At 64.5% G+C, this 15,351-nt stretch carries 16 protein-coding genes; 8 read left to right on the top strand and 8 right to left on the bottom strand.

The features are described from left to right. Positions 1 to 228: 228 nt before the first annotated feature. The 7 genes from IVB12_RS35175 (at position 229) to IVB12_RS35145 (ending at position 7,287) form a co-directional block, all read left to right on the top strand. Positions 229 to 504: a DUF1153 domain-containing protein gene (locus tag IVB12_RS35175; protein ID WP_002714638.1), complete on the top strand. Its 276-nt coding sequence runs from the start codon at positions 229 to 231 to the stop codon at positions 502 to 504. Between the two features lie 184 nt (positions 505 to 688). Further along, positions 689 to 2,299 (top strand): flagellar basal-body MS-ring/collar protein FliF, encoded by a 1,611-nt coding sequence (gene fliF / locus IVB12_RS35170; protein WP_247306933.1) that lies wholly within the window; start codon positions 689 to 691, stop codon positions 2,297 to 2,299. 32 nt (positions 2,300 to 2,331) lie between these two features. Continuing rightward, positions 2,332 to 3,429, top strand: a complete 1,098-nt coding sequence (gene fliG, locus IVB12_RS35165; RefSeq protein WP_247306930.1) for a flagellar motor switch protein FliG — start codon at positions 2,332 to 2,334, stop codon at positions 3,427 to 3,429. After that, positions 3,429 to 4,052, top strand: a complete 624-nt coding sequence (locus tag IVB12_RS35160; RefSeq protein WP_247306915.1) for a FliH/SctL family protein — start codon at positions 3,429 to 3,431, stop codon at positions 4,050 to 4,052. Before fliG ends, IVB12_RS35160 begins: the two co-directional genes overlap by 1 nt. Before the next feature lie 3 nt (positions 4,053 to 4,055). Continuing rightward, positions 4,056 to 4,406 (top strand): flagellar motor switch protein FliN, encoded by a 351-nt coding sequence (gene fliN / locus IVB12_RS35155; protein ID WP_247280371.1) that lies wholly within the window; start codon positions 4,056 to 4,058, stop codon positions 4,404 to 4,406. Positions 4,407 to 4,460: 54 nt separating this feature from the next. Next, positions 4,461 to 5,846 carry a sigma-54 dependent transcriptional regulator gene (locus IVB12_RS35150; protein WP_247306910.1) on the top strand — a complete coding sequence of 462 codons (1,386 nt, stop codon included), beginning with the start codon at positions 4,461 to 4,463 and terminating at the stop codon, positions 5,844 to 5,846. A 292-nt stretch (positions 5,847 to 6,138) separates the two neighbouring features. Beyond that, positions 6,139 to 7,287: a M20 family metallopeptidase gene (locus tag IVB12_RS35145; RefSeq protein ID WP_247306909.1), complete on the top strand. Its 1,149-nt coding sequence runs from the start codon at positions 6,139 to 6,141 to the stop codon at positions 7,285 to 7,287. A 115-nt stretch (positions 7,288 to 7,402) separates the two neighbouring features. Here IVB12_RS35145 and IVB12_RS35140 read toward each other — a convergent pair whose 3' ends face one another. The 8 genes from IVB12_RS35140 to IVB12_RS35105 form a co-directional block, all read right to left on the bottom strand. After that, positions 7,403 to 7,558 carry a hypothetical protein gene (locus tag IVB12_RS35140; protein ID WP_247306907.1) on the bottom strand — a complete coding sequence of 52 codons (156 nt, stop codon included), beginning with the start codon at positions 7,556 to 7,558 and terminating at the stop codon, positions 7,403 to 7,405. A 97-nt stretch (positions 7,559 to 7,655) separates the two neighbouring features. After that, a complete protein-coding gene (locus IVB12_RS35135) occupies positions 7,656 to 8,237 on the bottom strand; it encodes a flavin reductase family protein (protein ID WP_247306905.1) in 582 nt (193 codons plus the stop codon). A 32-nt stretch (positions 8,238 to 8,269) separates the two neighbouring features. Next, positions 8,270 to 9,106, bottom strand: a complete 837-nt coding sequence (locus IVB12_RS35130; RefSeq protein ID WP_247306903.1) for an ATP-binding cassette domain-containing protein — start codon at positions 9,104 to 9,106, stop codon at positions 8,270 to 8,272. 7 nt (positions 9,107 to 9,113) lie between these two features. After that, positions 9,114 to 9,920, bottom strand: a complete 807-nt coding sequence (gene ssuC / locus IVB12_RS35125) for an aliphatic sulfonate ABC transporter permease SsuC (RefSeq protein WP_247306901.1) — start codon at positions 9,918 to 9,920, stop codon at positions 9,114 to 9,116. Beyond that, on the bottom strand, positions 9,917 to 11,083 hold the full coding sequence (gene ssuD, locus IVB12_RS35120) for an FMNH2-dependent alkanesulfonate monooxygenase (RefSeq protein ID WP_247306899.1): 1,167 nt from the start codon (positions 11,081 to 11,083) through the stop codon (positions 9,917 to 9,919). Before ssuD ends, ssuC begins: the two co-directional genes overlap by 4 nt. A gap of 8 nt (positions 11,084 to 11,091) precedes the next feature. Then, complete coding sequence (locus tag IVB12_RS35115) at positions 11,092 to 12,045, bottom strand: sulfonate ABC transporter substrate-binding protein (protein WP_247306897.1); 954 nt, start codon at positions 12,043 to 12,045, stop codon at positions 11,092 to 11,094. Between the two features lie 38 nt (positions 12,046 to 12,083). Then, the gene (locus IVB12_RS35110; RefSeq protein ID WP_247306895.1) at positions 12,084 to 13,034 is read right to left on the bottom strand and encodes a sulfonate ABC transporter substrate-binding protein; all 951 of its coding nucleotides are present in this window, start codon (positions 13,032 to 13,034) and stop codon (positions 12,084 to 12,086) included. Positions 13,035 to 13,406: 372 nt separating this feature from the next. Next, entirely contained in the window at positions 13,407 to 14,573 is a 1,167-nt protein-coding gene (locus IVB12_RS35105; RefSeq protein ID WP_247306893.1) for a cytochrome P450, read from the bottom strand. A 269-nt stretch (positions 14,574 to 14,842) separates the two neighbouring features. Here IVB12_RS35105 and IVB12_RS35100 point away from each other — a divergent pair. Continuing rightward, positions 14,843 to 15,351, top strand: a 509-nt coding sequence (locus tag IVB12_RS35100) for a transposase (RefSeq protein WP_247297289.1), incomplete at its 3' end; no start/stop codon positions are given.

Below are 15,351 nucleotides of genomic sequence, written 5' to 3'. Positions count from 1 at the left end.
AGGACAATTTGGGGCCTCCCAACACCGCGCGCAGGCCTCGTTCGTTAGTAAAGTATTTACGAAATGCTCCCTGACCGGCCTGGACGCCCCCGTCCCGCCCGCGGAGACGAGCGCGTTCCAGCCAGTTTCAACGAGAATTGTATTGAAGCCTTAGGCTTAGCGGATTTTTAAGCCGCGACGCGTAGGGTCATGGCGTGAGTTCAGTGGTTGAGAGTTTGTGAGTACGCCATGACAGAACCCCATCGCCCGAGGGTAAAATACGTCATCGGGCCGGACGGCAGTCCGTTGACGATCGCGGATCTGCCTGCACCCGGCACCAAACGCTGGGTCATCCGCCGCAAGGCCGAGGTCGTCGCCGCCGTCCGTGGCGGACTTCTCTCCCTCGAGGAGGCCTGTAGCCGTTATACCCTGACGGTCGACGAATTCCTCTCCTGGCAGTTTTCCATCGACCAGCACGGTCTGGCGGGTCTTCGCACCACCCGCATCCAGCAATATCGCCAGTAAGCGATCCGGAAACCTGCGGCTTTTGACGAAAATCGGCCTCGCCCTGCGAGGCCGATTTTTTTCATGACGTTAACTTTTGTCCGACCTCTTAACCGTCGTTAACCATATCGAAACCATCACCTAGGCAATAATTGCCCACTCGGCCTTTCCAGTGAAAGCGGCCGAAGCTGGTTGGGGCGGTTGCTTGCAAGGTCTTGCGGACTTTTTGAAAAGTATCGGAGCCGCCCGATTCGGGGCGATGATCGCGGTCACCGCCGCGCTCATCGGCTTTTTCGCGTTCGTCATCATGCGCGTCACCACGCCGCAGATGACGACCCTGTTCACGGACCTCAGCGTCGAGGATTCCTCGGGCATCATCAAGGACCTGGAACGCCAGGGTATCCAGTTCGAGATCCGCAACGAGGGCTCCATCATCATGGTGCCCAAGGACAAGGTCACGCGCCTGCGGATGAAGCTCGCCGAGGGCGGCCTGCCGAAGGGGGGCGGCGTCGGCTACGAGGTGTTCGACAAGTCGGATGCGCTCGGCACCACCTCTTTCGTCCAGAACATCAATCACCTTCGCGCCCTCGAGGGCGAGCTCGCCCGCACCATCCGCGCCATTGACCGCATCCAGGCCGCCCGCGTTCACCTCGTGCTGCCCGAGCGCCCGCTGTTCGCGCGCGAGGCGCCAGAGCCGTCGGCCTCGATCGTGGTCCGCGTCCGCGGCTCACTGGAAGCCCAGCAGATCCGCGCCATCCGCCACCTCGTCGCCTCCGCCGTCAACGGGCTGAAGCCGCAGCGGGTCTCAATCGTCGACGAGGCCGGCCAGCTGCTCGCCGACGGCGCCGCGACCGATCCGGAGCAGGCGGTCGGCGACGAGCGCCGCATCGCCTTCGAGAAGCGGATGCGCAAGCAGGTCGAGGACATCGTCTCCTCCGTGGTCGGCTCGGGACGCGCCCGCGTGCAGCTCTCCGCCGATTTCGACTTCAACAAGGTCACCCAGACCTCGGACAAATTCGACCCCGAAGGCCGCGTGCTGCGCTCGAGCCAGACCCGTGAAGAGCAGAGCATGACCGCCGATAACAACGGCCAGGTCACCGTCAACAACGAGCTGCCCGGCAACCAGCAGAACAACGGCGTCGCGGCCAAGGACCAGAGCAAGAAGAGCGAAGAGACCAACAATTACGAGATCTCCCGCATCACCAAGACCGAAGTGACCGAGGCCGGCCGGGTGAACCGCATCTCGGTCGCGGTGCTGGTCGACGGCATCTATTCCAAAAACGACAAAGGCGAGCTCGCCTATCAAGACCGCACCAAGGAGCAGCTCGACCGCATCGCAGCGCTGGTGCGCTCGGCGATCGGCTTTGACCAGAAGCGCGGCGATCAGGTCGAGGTCGTCAATCTGCGCTTTGCCGACGCCCCCTCAACCGCGCCGATCGGCGAGCCTGGCGGCTTCCTTGGCATGCTCCAGTTCACCAAGGACGACGTCATGTACTTCGTCGAGCTCGGCGTGATGATGCTGCTCGGCCTGGTCGTGCTGTTCCTGGTGATCCGCCCGCTGGTCAAGCGCATCCTGGCCTCCGACGAGATGGCTGCCGCCATCTCCGGCGTGCTCAGCGGCCCGGCGAGCTCCGAAGAGGCCGTGCCCGCCGGCCAGCCGCTCCTGCCGAACGCCGCCGCAAGCGCGATCGACGTCGCCACCATCCAGGGCCAGGTCCACGCCCAGTCTGTTCATCGTGTCGGCGAGCTCGCCGAGCGCAATCCCAACGAAACCGTCGCCATCGTCCGCCAGTGGCTGGCCGAACCCGCGAAATAACCCAAGCTAACTGAATCAAGAAGTGATCTGACATGGCCGCCGCATTGCAAAACGCCAACAGCAACGACATCACCAGCGTGATCTCCACGCTCGGTCAGCGGGCCAACACCCGTGCCAAGGACGGCAAGCCGGCCGAGCAATTGTCCGGACCGAAGCGCGCCGCGATCCTGATGCTGGCGCTCGGCGAGCAATACGGCGGCAAGATCTGGTCGCTGCTCGACGACGACGAGGTGCGCCAGCTCTCGCTGGAGATGTCGACGCTCGGCACCGTCGAGGTCGACACCGTCGAGGACATGCTGCTCGAATTCGTCTCGCGCATGTCGGCCTCGGGCGCGCTGATGGGCAATTTCGACGCCACTGAGCGGCTGCTGCAGCAGTACCTGCCGCCGGAGCGCGTCAACGGCATCATGGACGAGATCCGCGGCCCCGCCGGCCGCAACATGTGGGAAAAGCTCTCCAACGTGCAGGAAGAGGTGCTCGCGAACTATCTCAAGAACGAATATCCGCAGACCATCGCGGTGGTGCTGTCGAAGCTGAAGCCGGAGCACGCCGCCCGTGTGCTCGGCATTTTCCCCGAGGAACTCGCGCTCGACGTCGTCAACCGCATGCTGAAGATGGAAGCGGTGCAGAAGGAGGTGATCGAGAGCGTGGAGAAGACGCTGCGCACCGAGTTCATGTCCAACCTGTCGCAGACCCGCCGCCGCGACGCCCACGAGGTGATGGCGGAAATCTTCAACAATTTCGACCGCCAGACCGAGACCCGCTTCATCACGTCACTGGAAGAGGACAATCGGGAATCGGCCGAGCGCATCAAGGCGCTGATGTTCACTTTCGACGACCTCGTCAAGCTGGATTCCGGCTCGGCCCAGACCCTGATGCGCAACGTCGACAAGGACAAGCTCGGCGTCGCGCTCAAGAGCGCCAACGAGGACGTCCGCAGCTTCTTCTTCGGCAACATGTCATCGCGCGCGGCCAAGATGCTCCAGGACGACATGGCGGCGATGGGCCCCGTGCGTCTGCGCGATGTCGACGAGGCGCAGGCGCTGCTCGTCAACCTCGCCAAGGACCTCGCCGCCAAGGGCGAGATCATGCTGACCAAGAACCGCGCCGACGACGAGCTGGTGTACTGATGGGCGCTCCGGCAAAATTCCTGTTCGATACCGACTTCGCCGCACCCGAACGCTCGACCCGCGAGAAGCCCGCGACGGCGTCCGAGATCGCCCAGAAGATCGCTGAAGCCGAGGCACGCGCCTATCAGGACGGCTTTGCCGCCGGCCAGCGCGAGGCCAAGGCCGAGAGCGACCGCCGCGTTGCGCTGGCCATGGAGGAGATCAACATCGCGATCCGGGGCATCGCCTCCGGGATCGGCAACATCGAATCCAAGATGGAGACCGAGGCTGTCGACGTCGCGGTCGCGGTGGCCCGCAAGCTGTGCGCCGATCTGGTCGCCGCCGAGCCGCTCGGCGAGATCGTTGCACTCGTCAAGGACTGCTTCTCGCATTTGGTGGCGACGCCGCATCTCGTCGTCCGCATCAACGACGCGCTCTACGACGCTGCGCGCGACAAGATCGAGCGGCTCGCCAAGCAGAGCGGCTTCGAGGGCCGGCTGGTGATCCTTGCCGAGCCGGAGATTGCCACCGGCGACTGCCGGATCGAATGGGCCGATGGCGGCGTCGTGCTGGAGCGCGGCGCCATCGCGGCCAAGATCGACGAAATGGTCGGACGCTACATCGCGTCCCGCAGGGGGAATTAAGCCATGAGCGACACCGACGGACAGGTCCCGCTGCCCGATCTCAACGGCCCGATGCCGCCGACCGGTACCGATGTCGGCTATACCGAGGACGAATATGCGTCGCGCGTCGCTGCCGACCTCGAAGCCGTGTTCGACGTGCCGGTGCAAGTCTCGGCCGTGCTCGGCCGCTCCAAGATGGATGTCGGCGAGCTCTTGAAGCTCGGGCCCGGCACCGTGCTCGAGCTCGATCGCCGCGTCGGCGAGGCCATCGACATCTACGTCAACAACCGCCTCGTCGCCCGCGGCGAGGTGGTGCTGGTCGAAGACAAGCTCGGCGTGACCATGACCGAAATCATCAAGACCGAACGCGGTTAGCACGAATAAAGACAATGACGCGCGACGGCGCGACCAGACGGACAGGAGACTGACATGCGGCTTCTCATCGTTGGCACCTTGAAGGGCCAGCTCACCACGGCCACCAAGATCGCGATGGAGAACGGCGCCACCGTGACCCATGCTGAGGATCACGAGCAGGCGATGCGCGTCCTGCGCAGCGGCAAGGGCGCCGACCTCCTGCTGGTCGACGTCGCGCTCGACATCCGCGACCTCGTGATGCGGCTGGAGGCGGAGCACATCCACGCTCCGATCGTCGCCTGCGGCATCACCAATGACGCCCGCGCCGCGGTCGCCGCGATCCATGCCGGCGCCAAGGAATACATCCCGCTGCCGCCGGATCCGGAGCTGATCGCCGCGGTGCTGGCTGCCGTTGCCAACGATTCCCGCGAGCTGGTCTATCGCGACGAGGCGATGGCCAAGGTGATCAAGCTTGCCCAGCAGATCGCAGGCTCCGACGCCTCGGTGATGATCACCGGCGAGTCCGGCACCGGCAAGGAAGTGCTGGCCCGTTACGTCCACACCCGCTCGGCCCGCGCCAAGCGTCCGTTCATCTCGATCAACTGCGCCGCTATCCCTGAGCATCTGCTGGAATCCGAGCTGTTCGGTCACGAGAAGGGCGCCTTCACCGGTGCGATCGCCCGCCGCATCGGCAAGTTCGAAGAGGCGACGGGGGGCACGCTGCTGCTCGACGAAATCTCGGAGATGGACGTCCGCTTGCAATCGAAGCTGTTGCGCGCCATCCAGGAGCGCGTGATCGATCGCGTCGGCGGCACCAAGCCTGTCGCCGTCGACATCCGCATCATCGCGACCTCGAACCGCAATTTGGCTGAGGCCGTGCGCGAAGGCACGTTCCGCGAGGATCTGCTGTTCCGTCTCAACGTCGTGAATTTGAAGATCCCGCCGCTGCGCGAGCGCCCCGCCGACATCCTCGAGCTCGCCCAGCACTTCGTGAAGAAATATGCTGAGGCCAACGGCGTGCCGCTGCGCCCGATTTCGACGGAGGCGCGCCGCGTGCTCTCCACCAACCGCTGGCAGGGCAACGTCCGCGAGCTCGAAAACACCATGCATCGCGCGGTGCTGATGGCGCAGGGCGACGAGATCGGCGCCGACGCAATCATCACGCCGGACGGTGACCGCCTCGACCTCGCCAGGACCGCGCCGGCCGTGGCGCATGCGACGATGGCCGCCGAGCAGGTGACACGTGCGCTCGTGGGCCGCACCGTCGCCGATGTCGAGCGCGACCTCATCCTGGAGACGCTGAAGCACTGCCTCGGCAACCGCACCCATGCCGCCAACATCTTAGGAATCTCAATCCGCACACTGCGCAACAAGCTCAACGAATACGCCGACGGCGGCATCCCGATCCCGCCCGCAGGCACCCCGGGCGAATATCCGCGCATGCCGATGGTAGGGGCGTAGGCGGCGCTCACGCTGATCGAGAATGTAGATTCCCGGGCCCGTCCCGGGCACCTTGTTTGATGCAGGCTGCCAACCTCGTCATTGCGAGCGCAGCGAAGCAAATCCAGAATCCCTCCGCGGCGACACTCCGGATTGCTTCGCGGAGCCTGTCATCGGGCCGCGCTTTGCGCGGACCCGTTGGCTCGCAATGACGAACCTCAAGAGCATCCTTCGCGTGACGGAACCGCGCCCCGTGGCTAGGCCATCCGCGCGCCAAGCTCTATAACTCCGCGAGAACCACACGAGGACAAACATGTCGGAAGCTCAAATCACGGACTGGCTGGCGTCGCAGCGGCAGGCGATGATCGATCTGTTGCGCGATGTCGTGAACATCGATTCCGGATCTTACGACAAGGAAGGTGTCGATGCGGTCGGTGCGCAGTTCGAGCGGCATTTTTCCGAGCACGGCATTCCGTTCCGCCGCGAAAGCCACGGCACGTTTGGCGACGCGATCCATGCCGAAATCGCAAAGCCCGGCAGCAACGAGAAGCCTGTCCTGTTGATGGGGCATCGCGACACCGTGTTCGGCAAGGGCGAGGCCGGACGGCGTCCGTTCACCATCAGGGATGGCCGCGCCTATGGACCCGGCGTGGCCGACATGAAGTCCGGGCTGGTCATGAACGTGTTCGTGGCGACCGCCTTCCACAAGTTCGGCGGCAATCCGCATCCAATCAAGCTGCTGATCACCTCGGACGAGGAGATCGGCTCGCCGTCCTCGCGGCCGGTGATCGAGCGCGAAGGGCGCGCCGCGCGCGCCGTGTTCAACGCCGAGCCGGGCCGCCCCATGGGGAATATCGTCACCGGGCGCAAGGGCGGCATCTTCATGCATTTCGCCATCACCGGCAAAGCCGCCCATTCCGGCGCCAATTTCGCCGCCGGCGTCAGCGCGATCGGCGAGCTCGCGCACAAGATCGTGCAGATCCATGCGCTGACCAATCTCGACAAGGGTATCACGCTCAATGTCGGCTTGGTCTCGGGCGGACAATCCGTCAACACCACGGCGCCTCACGCGGAAGGCCAGATCGATCTGCGATATGTCGATCCCGCAGACCGCGCGACGGTGATGACCGCGATCGAGCAGATCATCGCGACGTCCTATGTGCCGGGCACCAGCGCGACGCTGACCATCAAGGGCGAGTTCGTGCCGGTGGTGCAGAGCGCGGAATCGAAGGCGCTGTTTGAAGGCTATCGGGCCGCGGCAAGAGAGGTTGGCCTTGCCACGCTCCAGGGCGAGTTCTCGGGCGGCTGCGCCGATTCCGGCTTCACCGCCGCGGTGGGCACGCCGACCATCTGCGGCCTTGGGCCGGTCGGCGGGCTCGCGCACACGCCGGAGGAATATCTCGAACTCGACAGCATCGTGCCGCGCGCGCAGGCGCTGGCGCTGGCGATTCTAAGAGGGTGAGGGAGGCGCCGTAGGGTGGGCAAAGGCGCGCTTGCGCCGTGCCCGCCATTTGGCTTCACTGGGTAGAAGTGGTGGGCACGCTTCGCTTTGCCCACCTTGCGAGACCTGCCAAGCTCTACGAATAACTCGGCGCGTCGGGCCTGCGGAAGATGTGGATGGGGTCGCCCGGCACGATCGGTTCGCCGCTGAACATCGCGTAGGCGTAGAGCGCGAGATAGGCAATCGCGAGCGCGCCGATGGCGTAGAAGGCCCAGGTCGCGACGCGCTTCATCCATCCGCTCCATTGCCGCCTCCGATCCGGCGGGCTCAGGCGCTTCTAAAGCGGTGGCGGGGAAAACGCCAGCCTTGCGCCAGAGCGATCGCGGCGATCAAATGCCGCGCCGGGCGCGCGCAGGGACGCTGACGTCTGCAAGTTTGACCGCGTCTTCGTCCTGGTCGACGGCCACGTACTGGCCGTGCCAATAAGCCAGCGCCGCAGTCCGCCTCGAGCTTTTGATATCCCTGACACGGCCGATGACGACGCCGTGCGAATGCCGCTCGATGATCTCCTCGACCTCGCAATCGAACGCCGACAAGGCGCCGACCAGGAGCGGAACGCCCGACACCGCCCTCACCCATTGGGCGCCCGCGAAGCGGTCGGCGCCCTTCAACCCGCCCTTGCCGGCAAAACGTTCGGCGACATCGAGCTGATCGGCATTGAGGATGTTCACGCCGAAGGCACCATGGCGGCGGATCAGCGGAAAGGACGAGGCCTCGCGATTGATGCTGACCAGCAGCGTCGGCGGCTCGACCGACAGCGAGCTCACCGAGGTCACCGTCATGCCGCTGATGTCGCTGCCCCGCCCGGCGGTGATGACGCTGACGCCGCCGGTGAGATGGCGCATGGCGCCGCGGAAATCGGCGGACGAGACGGGGATTTCGGTCATGAGATCGCGAGGCACTACATTCATGGCGTTGCTCCCCGAAGCGGGGTTCCCTGTATTTAGGTACGATCGTCCGCCGATAACAGGTGGCTCAGGATCGAGCCTTCGAGGCCGGCAAGCTCTGTTGAGCCACGCTGACGCGGCCGGGCCGCGTTAACCGTGACGTCATGAGCGATCCGGCCCTCCTCGATCACCAACACCCGGTCTGCCAGCGCGACGGCTTCGGAGACGTCGTGGGTGACAAGGATCGCGGTAAAGCCCTGGTCGCGCCAGACGCGCTCCAAAAGGCGCTGCATCGAAATCCGGGTCAGCGCGTCCAGCGCACCGAGCGGCTCGTCGAAGGCGAGCACGCGCGGCCGGGAGACCAGCGCGCGACCGAGCGCGACGCGCTGCTTCTGGCCGCCCGACAGCACCGACGGCCATTGGTCGCGCTTCTCGGCCAGCCCGACCTCACTCAGGGCTTTCTCGGCGCGCGCATGCGCATCCTCCGACGCGCGATCGCGGCCGAGCCCGACCTCGACATTGGCGAGCACACGCGCCCAGGGCAACAGCCGCGGCTCCTGGAACATGACGCGGATGTCCTCGGGCTGGATATCATGGCCGAAGCTGATGCTGCCGGCGTCGATCTTCTCCAGGCCGGCGATGAGCCGCAGCAGCGTGCTCTTGCCGCAGCCGCTCTTGCCGACGATGGCGACGAACTGGCCGGCGGGAATGTGCAGATCGATGCCGCGCAGCACCTCGTTGTCGCCGAAGGATTTGCGCAAGCCCCGGATGCTGAGCGGCAAACCCGCGGCAGTCGCCGGGCGGTCCTCGCGCACCACACGGGCATGTGGCGCGAAATTGGCGCGGCTGGCGAGGTCGGTTTCCGGAAGGGAGCTACGAACCGCTGTCTGCATGTCACTCTCAACGTTTCTGGAAGGCGGGGTGCCAGGAGAGCGTCAGGCGCTCCAGCACGCGGGAGGCGCTGTCGGCGAGCTTGCCGAGCAGGGCATAGATCAGAATCGAGAGCACGACCACGTCGATCAGCATGAACTCGCGCGCCTGCATCGCCATGTAACCGAGGCCCGAGGAGGCTGCGATGGTCTCGGCGACGATCAGGGTCAGCCACATGATTCCGAGCGCGAAGCGGATGCCGACGAAGATCGAGGGCAGCGCGCCCGGGAAGATCACCCGGCGGAACAATTCGCCGTCGGTCATGCCGTAGATGCGGCCCATCTCGATCAGCTGCGGATCGACGGTGCGGATGCCGTGCAGCGTGTTGAGGTAAATCGGGAAGAAGACTCCGAGTGCCACCAGGAACAGCTTTGCGCTCTCGTCGATGCCGAACCACAGGATGACCAGCGGGATCAGCGCCAAATGCGGCACGTTGCGCACCATCTGCAGCGTGGTGTCGGTGAGCTTGGCCGCGAGCTGCGACAGGCCGTTGGCAAGCCCGAACGCGAAGCCGATGCTGCCGCCGATTAAAAAGCCCATCGAGGCGCGCCAGAACGAGACCCAGATGTTGCGAACGAGCTCGCCGGAGAGCAGCAGCTTCCAGCCTGCGAGCACGACGTCGCTCGGCGCCGGCAGCACCCGCGTCGGCACGAAGCCGGTGACGCTCGCGACCTGCCAGATCGCGATGATGGCGAGCGGCACGATCCACTGAATGAGGCCGTCTGCCCGCGGCAGGCGGACGCTGCGCGGAAGGGCAATGCCGTCGATCACGCTCATGATTGCGACACCCGATGCTGCGGACGGAAATCGCTGCCGACCGTTTCGCCGAAGGGGCCGCCGTTGAAGTGCAGCTTCGTCACGTTGCTGGGCTGCTCCAGCGCGAGCAGCGGGAAGACCAGCTCGGCAAAGCGATAGGCTTCCTCCAGATGCGGGTAGCCCGACATGATGAAGGTATCGATGCCGAGATCCTGATACTCCCTGATGCGCGTGGCGACGGTCTGGGCATCGCCGACCAGCGCCGTGCCGGCGCCGCCGCGCACCAGGCCGACGCCGGCCCACAGGTTCGGAGCGATCTCCAGCCTGTCGCGCCTGCCGCCGTGGAGCTGCGCCATGCGCTGCTGGCCGACGGAGTCCATACGGGCAAAATTCTTCTGCGCCAGCGCGATGGTCTCCTCGCTGACATGCTTGATCAGCTCGTTCGCGGCACCCCAGGCCGCTTCATTGGTCTCGCGGACGATCACGTGAAGCCGGATCCCGAAGGACAGCTTTCTGCCGCGCGCGGCGGCGACGTCCCTCACCTTCGCGATCTTCTCGGCAACAAGAGCCGGCGGCTCGCCCCAGGTGAGATATTTGTCCACGGTGTCGACCGCGACATCGATGCCGGCATCCGACGAACCGCCGAAATAGAGCGGCGGGCGCGGCGACTGCACCGGCGGAAACAAGAGCTTGCCGCCCTCGATATGGATATGCTTGCCCTCGGCATTCACGGTCTTGCCGGCGAGCAGATCGCCATAGACGTTGAGAAACTCGCGGGTGACCTCGTAGCGCTCGTCATGGCCGAGGAAAATGCCGTCGCCCTTGTTCTCGACGGGATCGCCGCCCGTGACGACGTTGACGAGAAGCCGACCGTTCGAGATGCGATCGAGCGTCGCCGTCATGCGTGCGGCCACGCTCGGCGATTGCAGGCCCGGACGAACGGCCACGAGATAGCGCAGCCGCTCGGTGAACGGCGCCACCGAGGAGGCAACGATCCAGGAATCCTCGCAAGACCGCCCCGTCGGCAGCAGCACGCCGAAATAGCCGAGCTGATCGGCGGCCTGGGCGATCTGGCGCAGATAGTTGAAATTGACCTCACGGCCGCCGATGCCGGTGCCGAGATAGCGCCCGTCGCCGTGGGTCGGCAGAAACCAGAGGATGTTGGCGTTCGCTTGCTTACTCATGGTGTTGCTCATGATCCTGATTTCCGAGCCACGTCGGAAATCTTGATGGATTTGGGGATCAGGCCCAGCGCGAAGAACGCGTCGGCAACCTGCTGCTGGTCGGCGATGACGGCATCGGTGATCGGCTTGACGCCGTAGGCCTGCCGCTTCAGCGCCACTTCGACCACGGGGACCGACAAACCGATCGACGGCGCGAGCTGCTCGGCCACCGCATGGATGTCGCCCCTGGCCCAGTCGTCGACTGCGCTCAGCTCCGTGAGCACGATGTCGACGATCTTCGGGTTGGCTTCGAGGAATTTCTTGGAGGAGAAATAGAACTGGTAGTTGGCGACGATCTCGGTGCCGTCGGCGAGCATGCGCGCACCGGTGGCGGCCTCCGCTGCGGCCTGGAATGGATCCCAGATCACCCAGGCATCGACCGCGCCGCGCTCGAATGCGGCGCGTGCATCGGCCGGCGCCAGGAACACCGGCTCAACTTCCGAATATTTGACGCCCGCCTTCTCCAGCGCCTTGACCAGAAGATAGTGGACGTTGGAGCCCTTGTTCAGCGCGACCTTCTTACCCCTGAGGTCGGCGACCGACTTCAGCGGGCTGTTCCTCGGCACCAAGATCGCTTCGCCCTTCGGCGCCGGCGGTTCATAGGCGACATACTGGATCGGGGCGCCGGCGGCCTGCGCGAAGATCGGCGGAGCTTCGCCGGTGTTGCCGAAATCGATTGCGCCGACATTGAGCGCTTCGAGCAGCGGCGGACCGGAGGGAAATTCGGTCCACACCACCCTGTAGCCATCGGCGGCGAGCTTCGGCTCCAGCGTGCCCTTGCTCTTGAGCAGCAGCAGCTTGCCATATTTCTGATAGCCGATGCGGACCACCTTGTCCTGCCCGTAGGAGGTGCCGACCGCAGCGGCGACGATGCCGATCGACAGCACGATGGCCGCGATCAGACGCTGAATGATACGCCTCATGTTCAAACCTTTTGAAATCGGGAGAGTGGTGGGCACGATCAGGCTGCCGGGTTGCGCCAGACGATGTCGCGGATGACGATCGGCTTCGGGATCAGGCCGAGCCTATGAAAGCGGTCGGCGACGCCCTGCTGGGTCGCGACGATGTCGTCGGTGACTGGGCCGACCACGAAGTTCGCGCGGTTGGCGGCGACGGTCTGGATGTCCAGCGGGACGCCGGTGATCGCGGCAAGCGATTTGGCGACCTCGTCGCGGTGCTGCTCGGCCCAGTTACCGGCCGCGGTCGTCACATCGACGATCTGTTGCAGGACCACTCCGTGGTTCTTCGCGAACTCGCGGTTCGCGATGTAGAAGGAGTTGGTCTTGGTAACCTCGCGCGAATTGATCAGGATGCGGCCGTTCTGCTTGGTCTCACCGATCGCGAAATACGGATCCCAGATCGCCCAGGCCTCGATGCTGCCATTGGCAAAGGCGGGGCCGGCGTCCGGCGGCGTCAGATAGATCGGCGTGATGTCAGCATAGGCGAGCCCCGCCTTCTCGAGCGTCTGCACCACGACGTTGTGCGCGCTGGACCCCTTGGTGAAGCCGATGCGCTTGCCCTTCAAGTCGGCGATCGTGCGGATCGGGGAATCCTTCGGCACCAAGATGCCCTGGCCGTTGGTGATGGGTTGGCCGGCGGCATAGACGATCGCCGCGCCCGCCGCCTGGGCGAACACCGGCGGGGAATCGCCGACCGAACCAAAGTCCAGGCTGCCGACGTTCATCGCCTCCATCATCGGCGGGCCCGAGGAGAACTCGATCCATTTCACCTCGATGCCTTGCGGAGAAAAATGTTTCTCCAGGGCGGCCTGCTGGCGCGCGATGACGAGCACGCCGGTCTTCTGGTAGCCGATGCGAATTTCCTTCACCGCGCCTTGCGCCTTGGCGCGCGAGACGAAGGCGGCAGCGGCGGCAGTTCCGGCAGAGAGTTTCAAGAAGTCGCGACGATGCATTCCAAGCTCCCGGCCGCGTGCGGCCGTCATTCATTCAGGTCTCGTGAATGATGGGGCGCGCTCCGAAAGCTGTCGAGACGCTCGGGAAAATAGCGATGCGAGCACTGCGCGCGCGGCGAAGCGCGTGATTAATCTTTCAAGCGGCGGAGCGAATGAAGATGGAATTTTTCTGCACGCGGATGTGAAGGCCGCGCGGGTTCGGTCTCGAGACTCCCGGCCGGAACCAAAACCGCAAAAACAACCCCATGCACAGTAGCCAGGGCGTGCGAAAACAATGACTTACGCATTATCCGAAGTTCGTTTGACTCGTCGGGCAAAACAGGAGCAAGATGGCATCATGGCGGCGCTTCGGGATGGAGGGGCCCGGCCGACCTAATGAGGCCAATTGACCGGCAAATTCTGCAGGCCGCGGAACGCCCAGCCGACGATCCGCACCTCCTCGTCATCGGCGATCTCGAGCTGCCCCGCGCGCGCGAACACGGTCGGCAGCGCGACGTCGGCGATCATGGCGCGCGAGGCCCAGGCGCCGGCGCAGAAATGCGGACCGGCGCCGAAGGCGACGCTCTTGGACGTGTCTCGTCGCACGTCGAACTGGTCGGCGCGCTCAAAATGCTTCTCGTCGCGATTGGCCGAGCCGAACATCAGGAACACGCGCTCATCGAGCTCGAATGACACGTCGCGGATGCTCCACGGCTTTGCAATACGCCGCGGCGACATGCCGATCGGCGAGATCCAGCGGGCATATTCCTCGAACGCCTGGAGCCAGGACACTTCGCCCTTGCGCACGAGATTGAGCTGCTCGGGATGGGTCAGCAGCGCCCATACTGTGCCGGCGATGGCCTTGCGCGGCTCGTTCTGGCCGCCGGAGATCGCGAGTTTCACATTGGCGCGCACGCTCTCCATCGACATGCCGGAGGCGAGGAGCACGCCGAGAATGCTCTGGTCTGGATGCTTGCGCATCACCGGCAGGATGTCGTCGATCGCGGCGTCGATGCCCGACGTCGCGGCGTGGCAGCGCGCCTCGATCGCGGGATCGCCGGCATAATTGGCGATGCCCTCGATCATGCCCTGCGACCACGCATCCATCTCCTGAAAGCCGATATTGGTGAGGCCGGTGATCGACTTCAGGCACTCGCCGGAGAAGGGCAGCGCGAAATCGCGCATGAAGTCGATCCGCCCCGGTTCGATGCGATCGATGATGCGGTCGGCATGCGCCTGGAACTGCGCGGTCCAATGCGCCTTCACCGTCTTCGGCGACACCGTCGGAAACATGGCGCGGCGCTCGACCTGGTGCGCCTCGCCGTCCTTTCGCATCATGTTATGGCCCATCAGTCGGTTCATCAGACCTGCGGGCTGGTGCGAGGAGAACACGTCGATCTGCTTCTCGGAAATCGAGATGTCGTCGCGGCTCGTCAGCAGCGTCGAGCCGAGCTGCGGCACGAAGGCAATCGGCGCCTCCTTGCGCATTGTCGCGAGCATCGGATAGGGATCGGCCCAGAATGCGGCCGGGTCGATGTCGATGCGCGGCGCGGTGCTCAAGCTTCGCTCCCTTGTGTGCCAACCAACGAACAAGCCTAGCGCCTTCAGAAGCCGCCGTCTGTCCCCAGCGATTGGGACAGGCGGCCTCAGGACGTGTCTTCAAGAGTCGAGTACGCGCGTGCGACGGCGAAGCCCGCATTGTCCACAACATCGGACATTGACGCTGCATAAGCGAATGTTCGTTGAGGGCCGATTCTGTTGAAAAAAGCAGCTGTTGCGACGCAGAGATATCAGTGATTCAGTCTGTCTAATTGGCAGGACTGAAGATCATGATGGGGCATCGGCAAGTCGAACAGACCGCGTTGTTCTATGAGTTCTCGCTCGAAAGACATATCCCGACTGATCACTTGCTGCGGTTGATTGACAGGTTTGTCGATCTTGAACAGGTCCGGCGGGACCTGGCGCCTTTCTACAGCAGCATCGGTCGGCCTTCGATCGATCCCGAGCTGATGATCCGGATGCTCTTGATCGGTTACTGCTTCGGCATTCGATCGGAGCGGCGCCTGTGCGATGAGGTTCACCTCAATCTGGCCTACCGGTGGTTCTGCCGGCTCGGTCTGGATGGGACGGTGCCGGATCACTCGACGTTTTCCAAGAACAGGCACGGCCGCTTCCGGCAGAGCGACCTCTTCCGTCGCGTGTTCGAGAGCGTGCTGCGCCGCTGCATCGAGGAACGACTGGTCGGCGGTGAGGGATTTGCAGTCGATGCGAGCCTAATCAAGGCCGATGCCAATCGGCAGAAGGGGATCGAAGGCGATAAGGGACTTCCGCCGGAGGC

Origin of the sequence: Bradyrhizobium sp. 179, from assembly GCF_023073535.1 — a bacterium.
In the GTDB taxonomy this organism is placed as follows: domain Bacteria; phylum Pseudomonadota; class Alphaproteobacteria; order Rhizobiales; family Xanthobacteraceae; genus Bradyrhizobium.
This window is presented reverse-complemented; position numbering and strand designations above follow the sequence as displayed.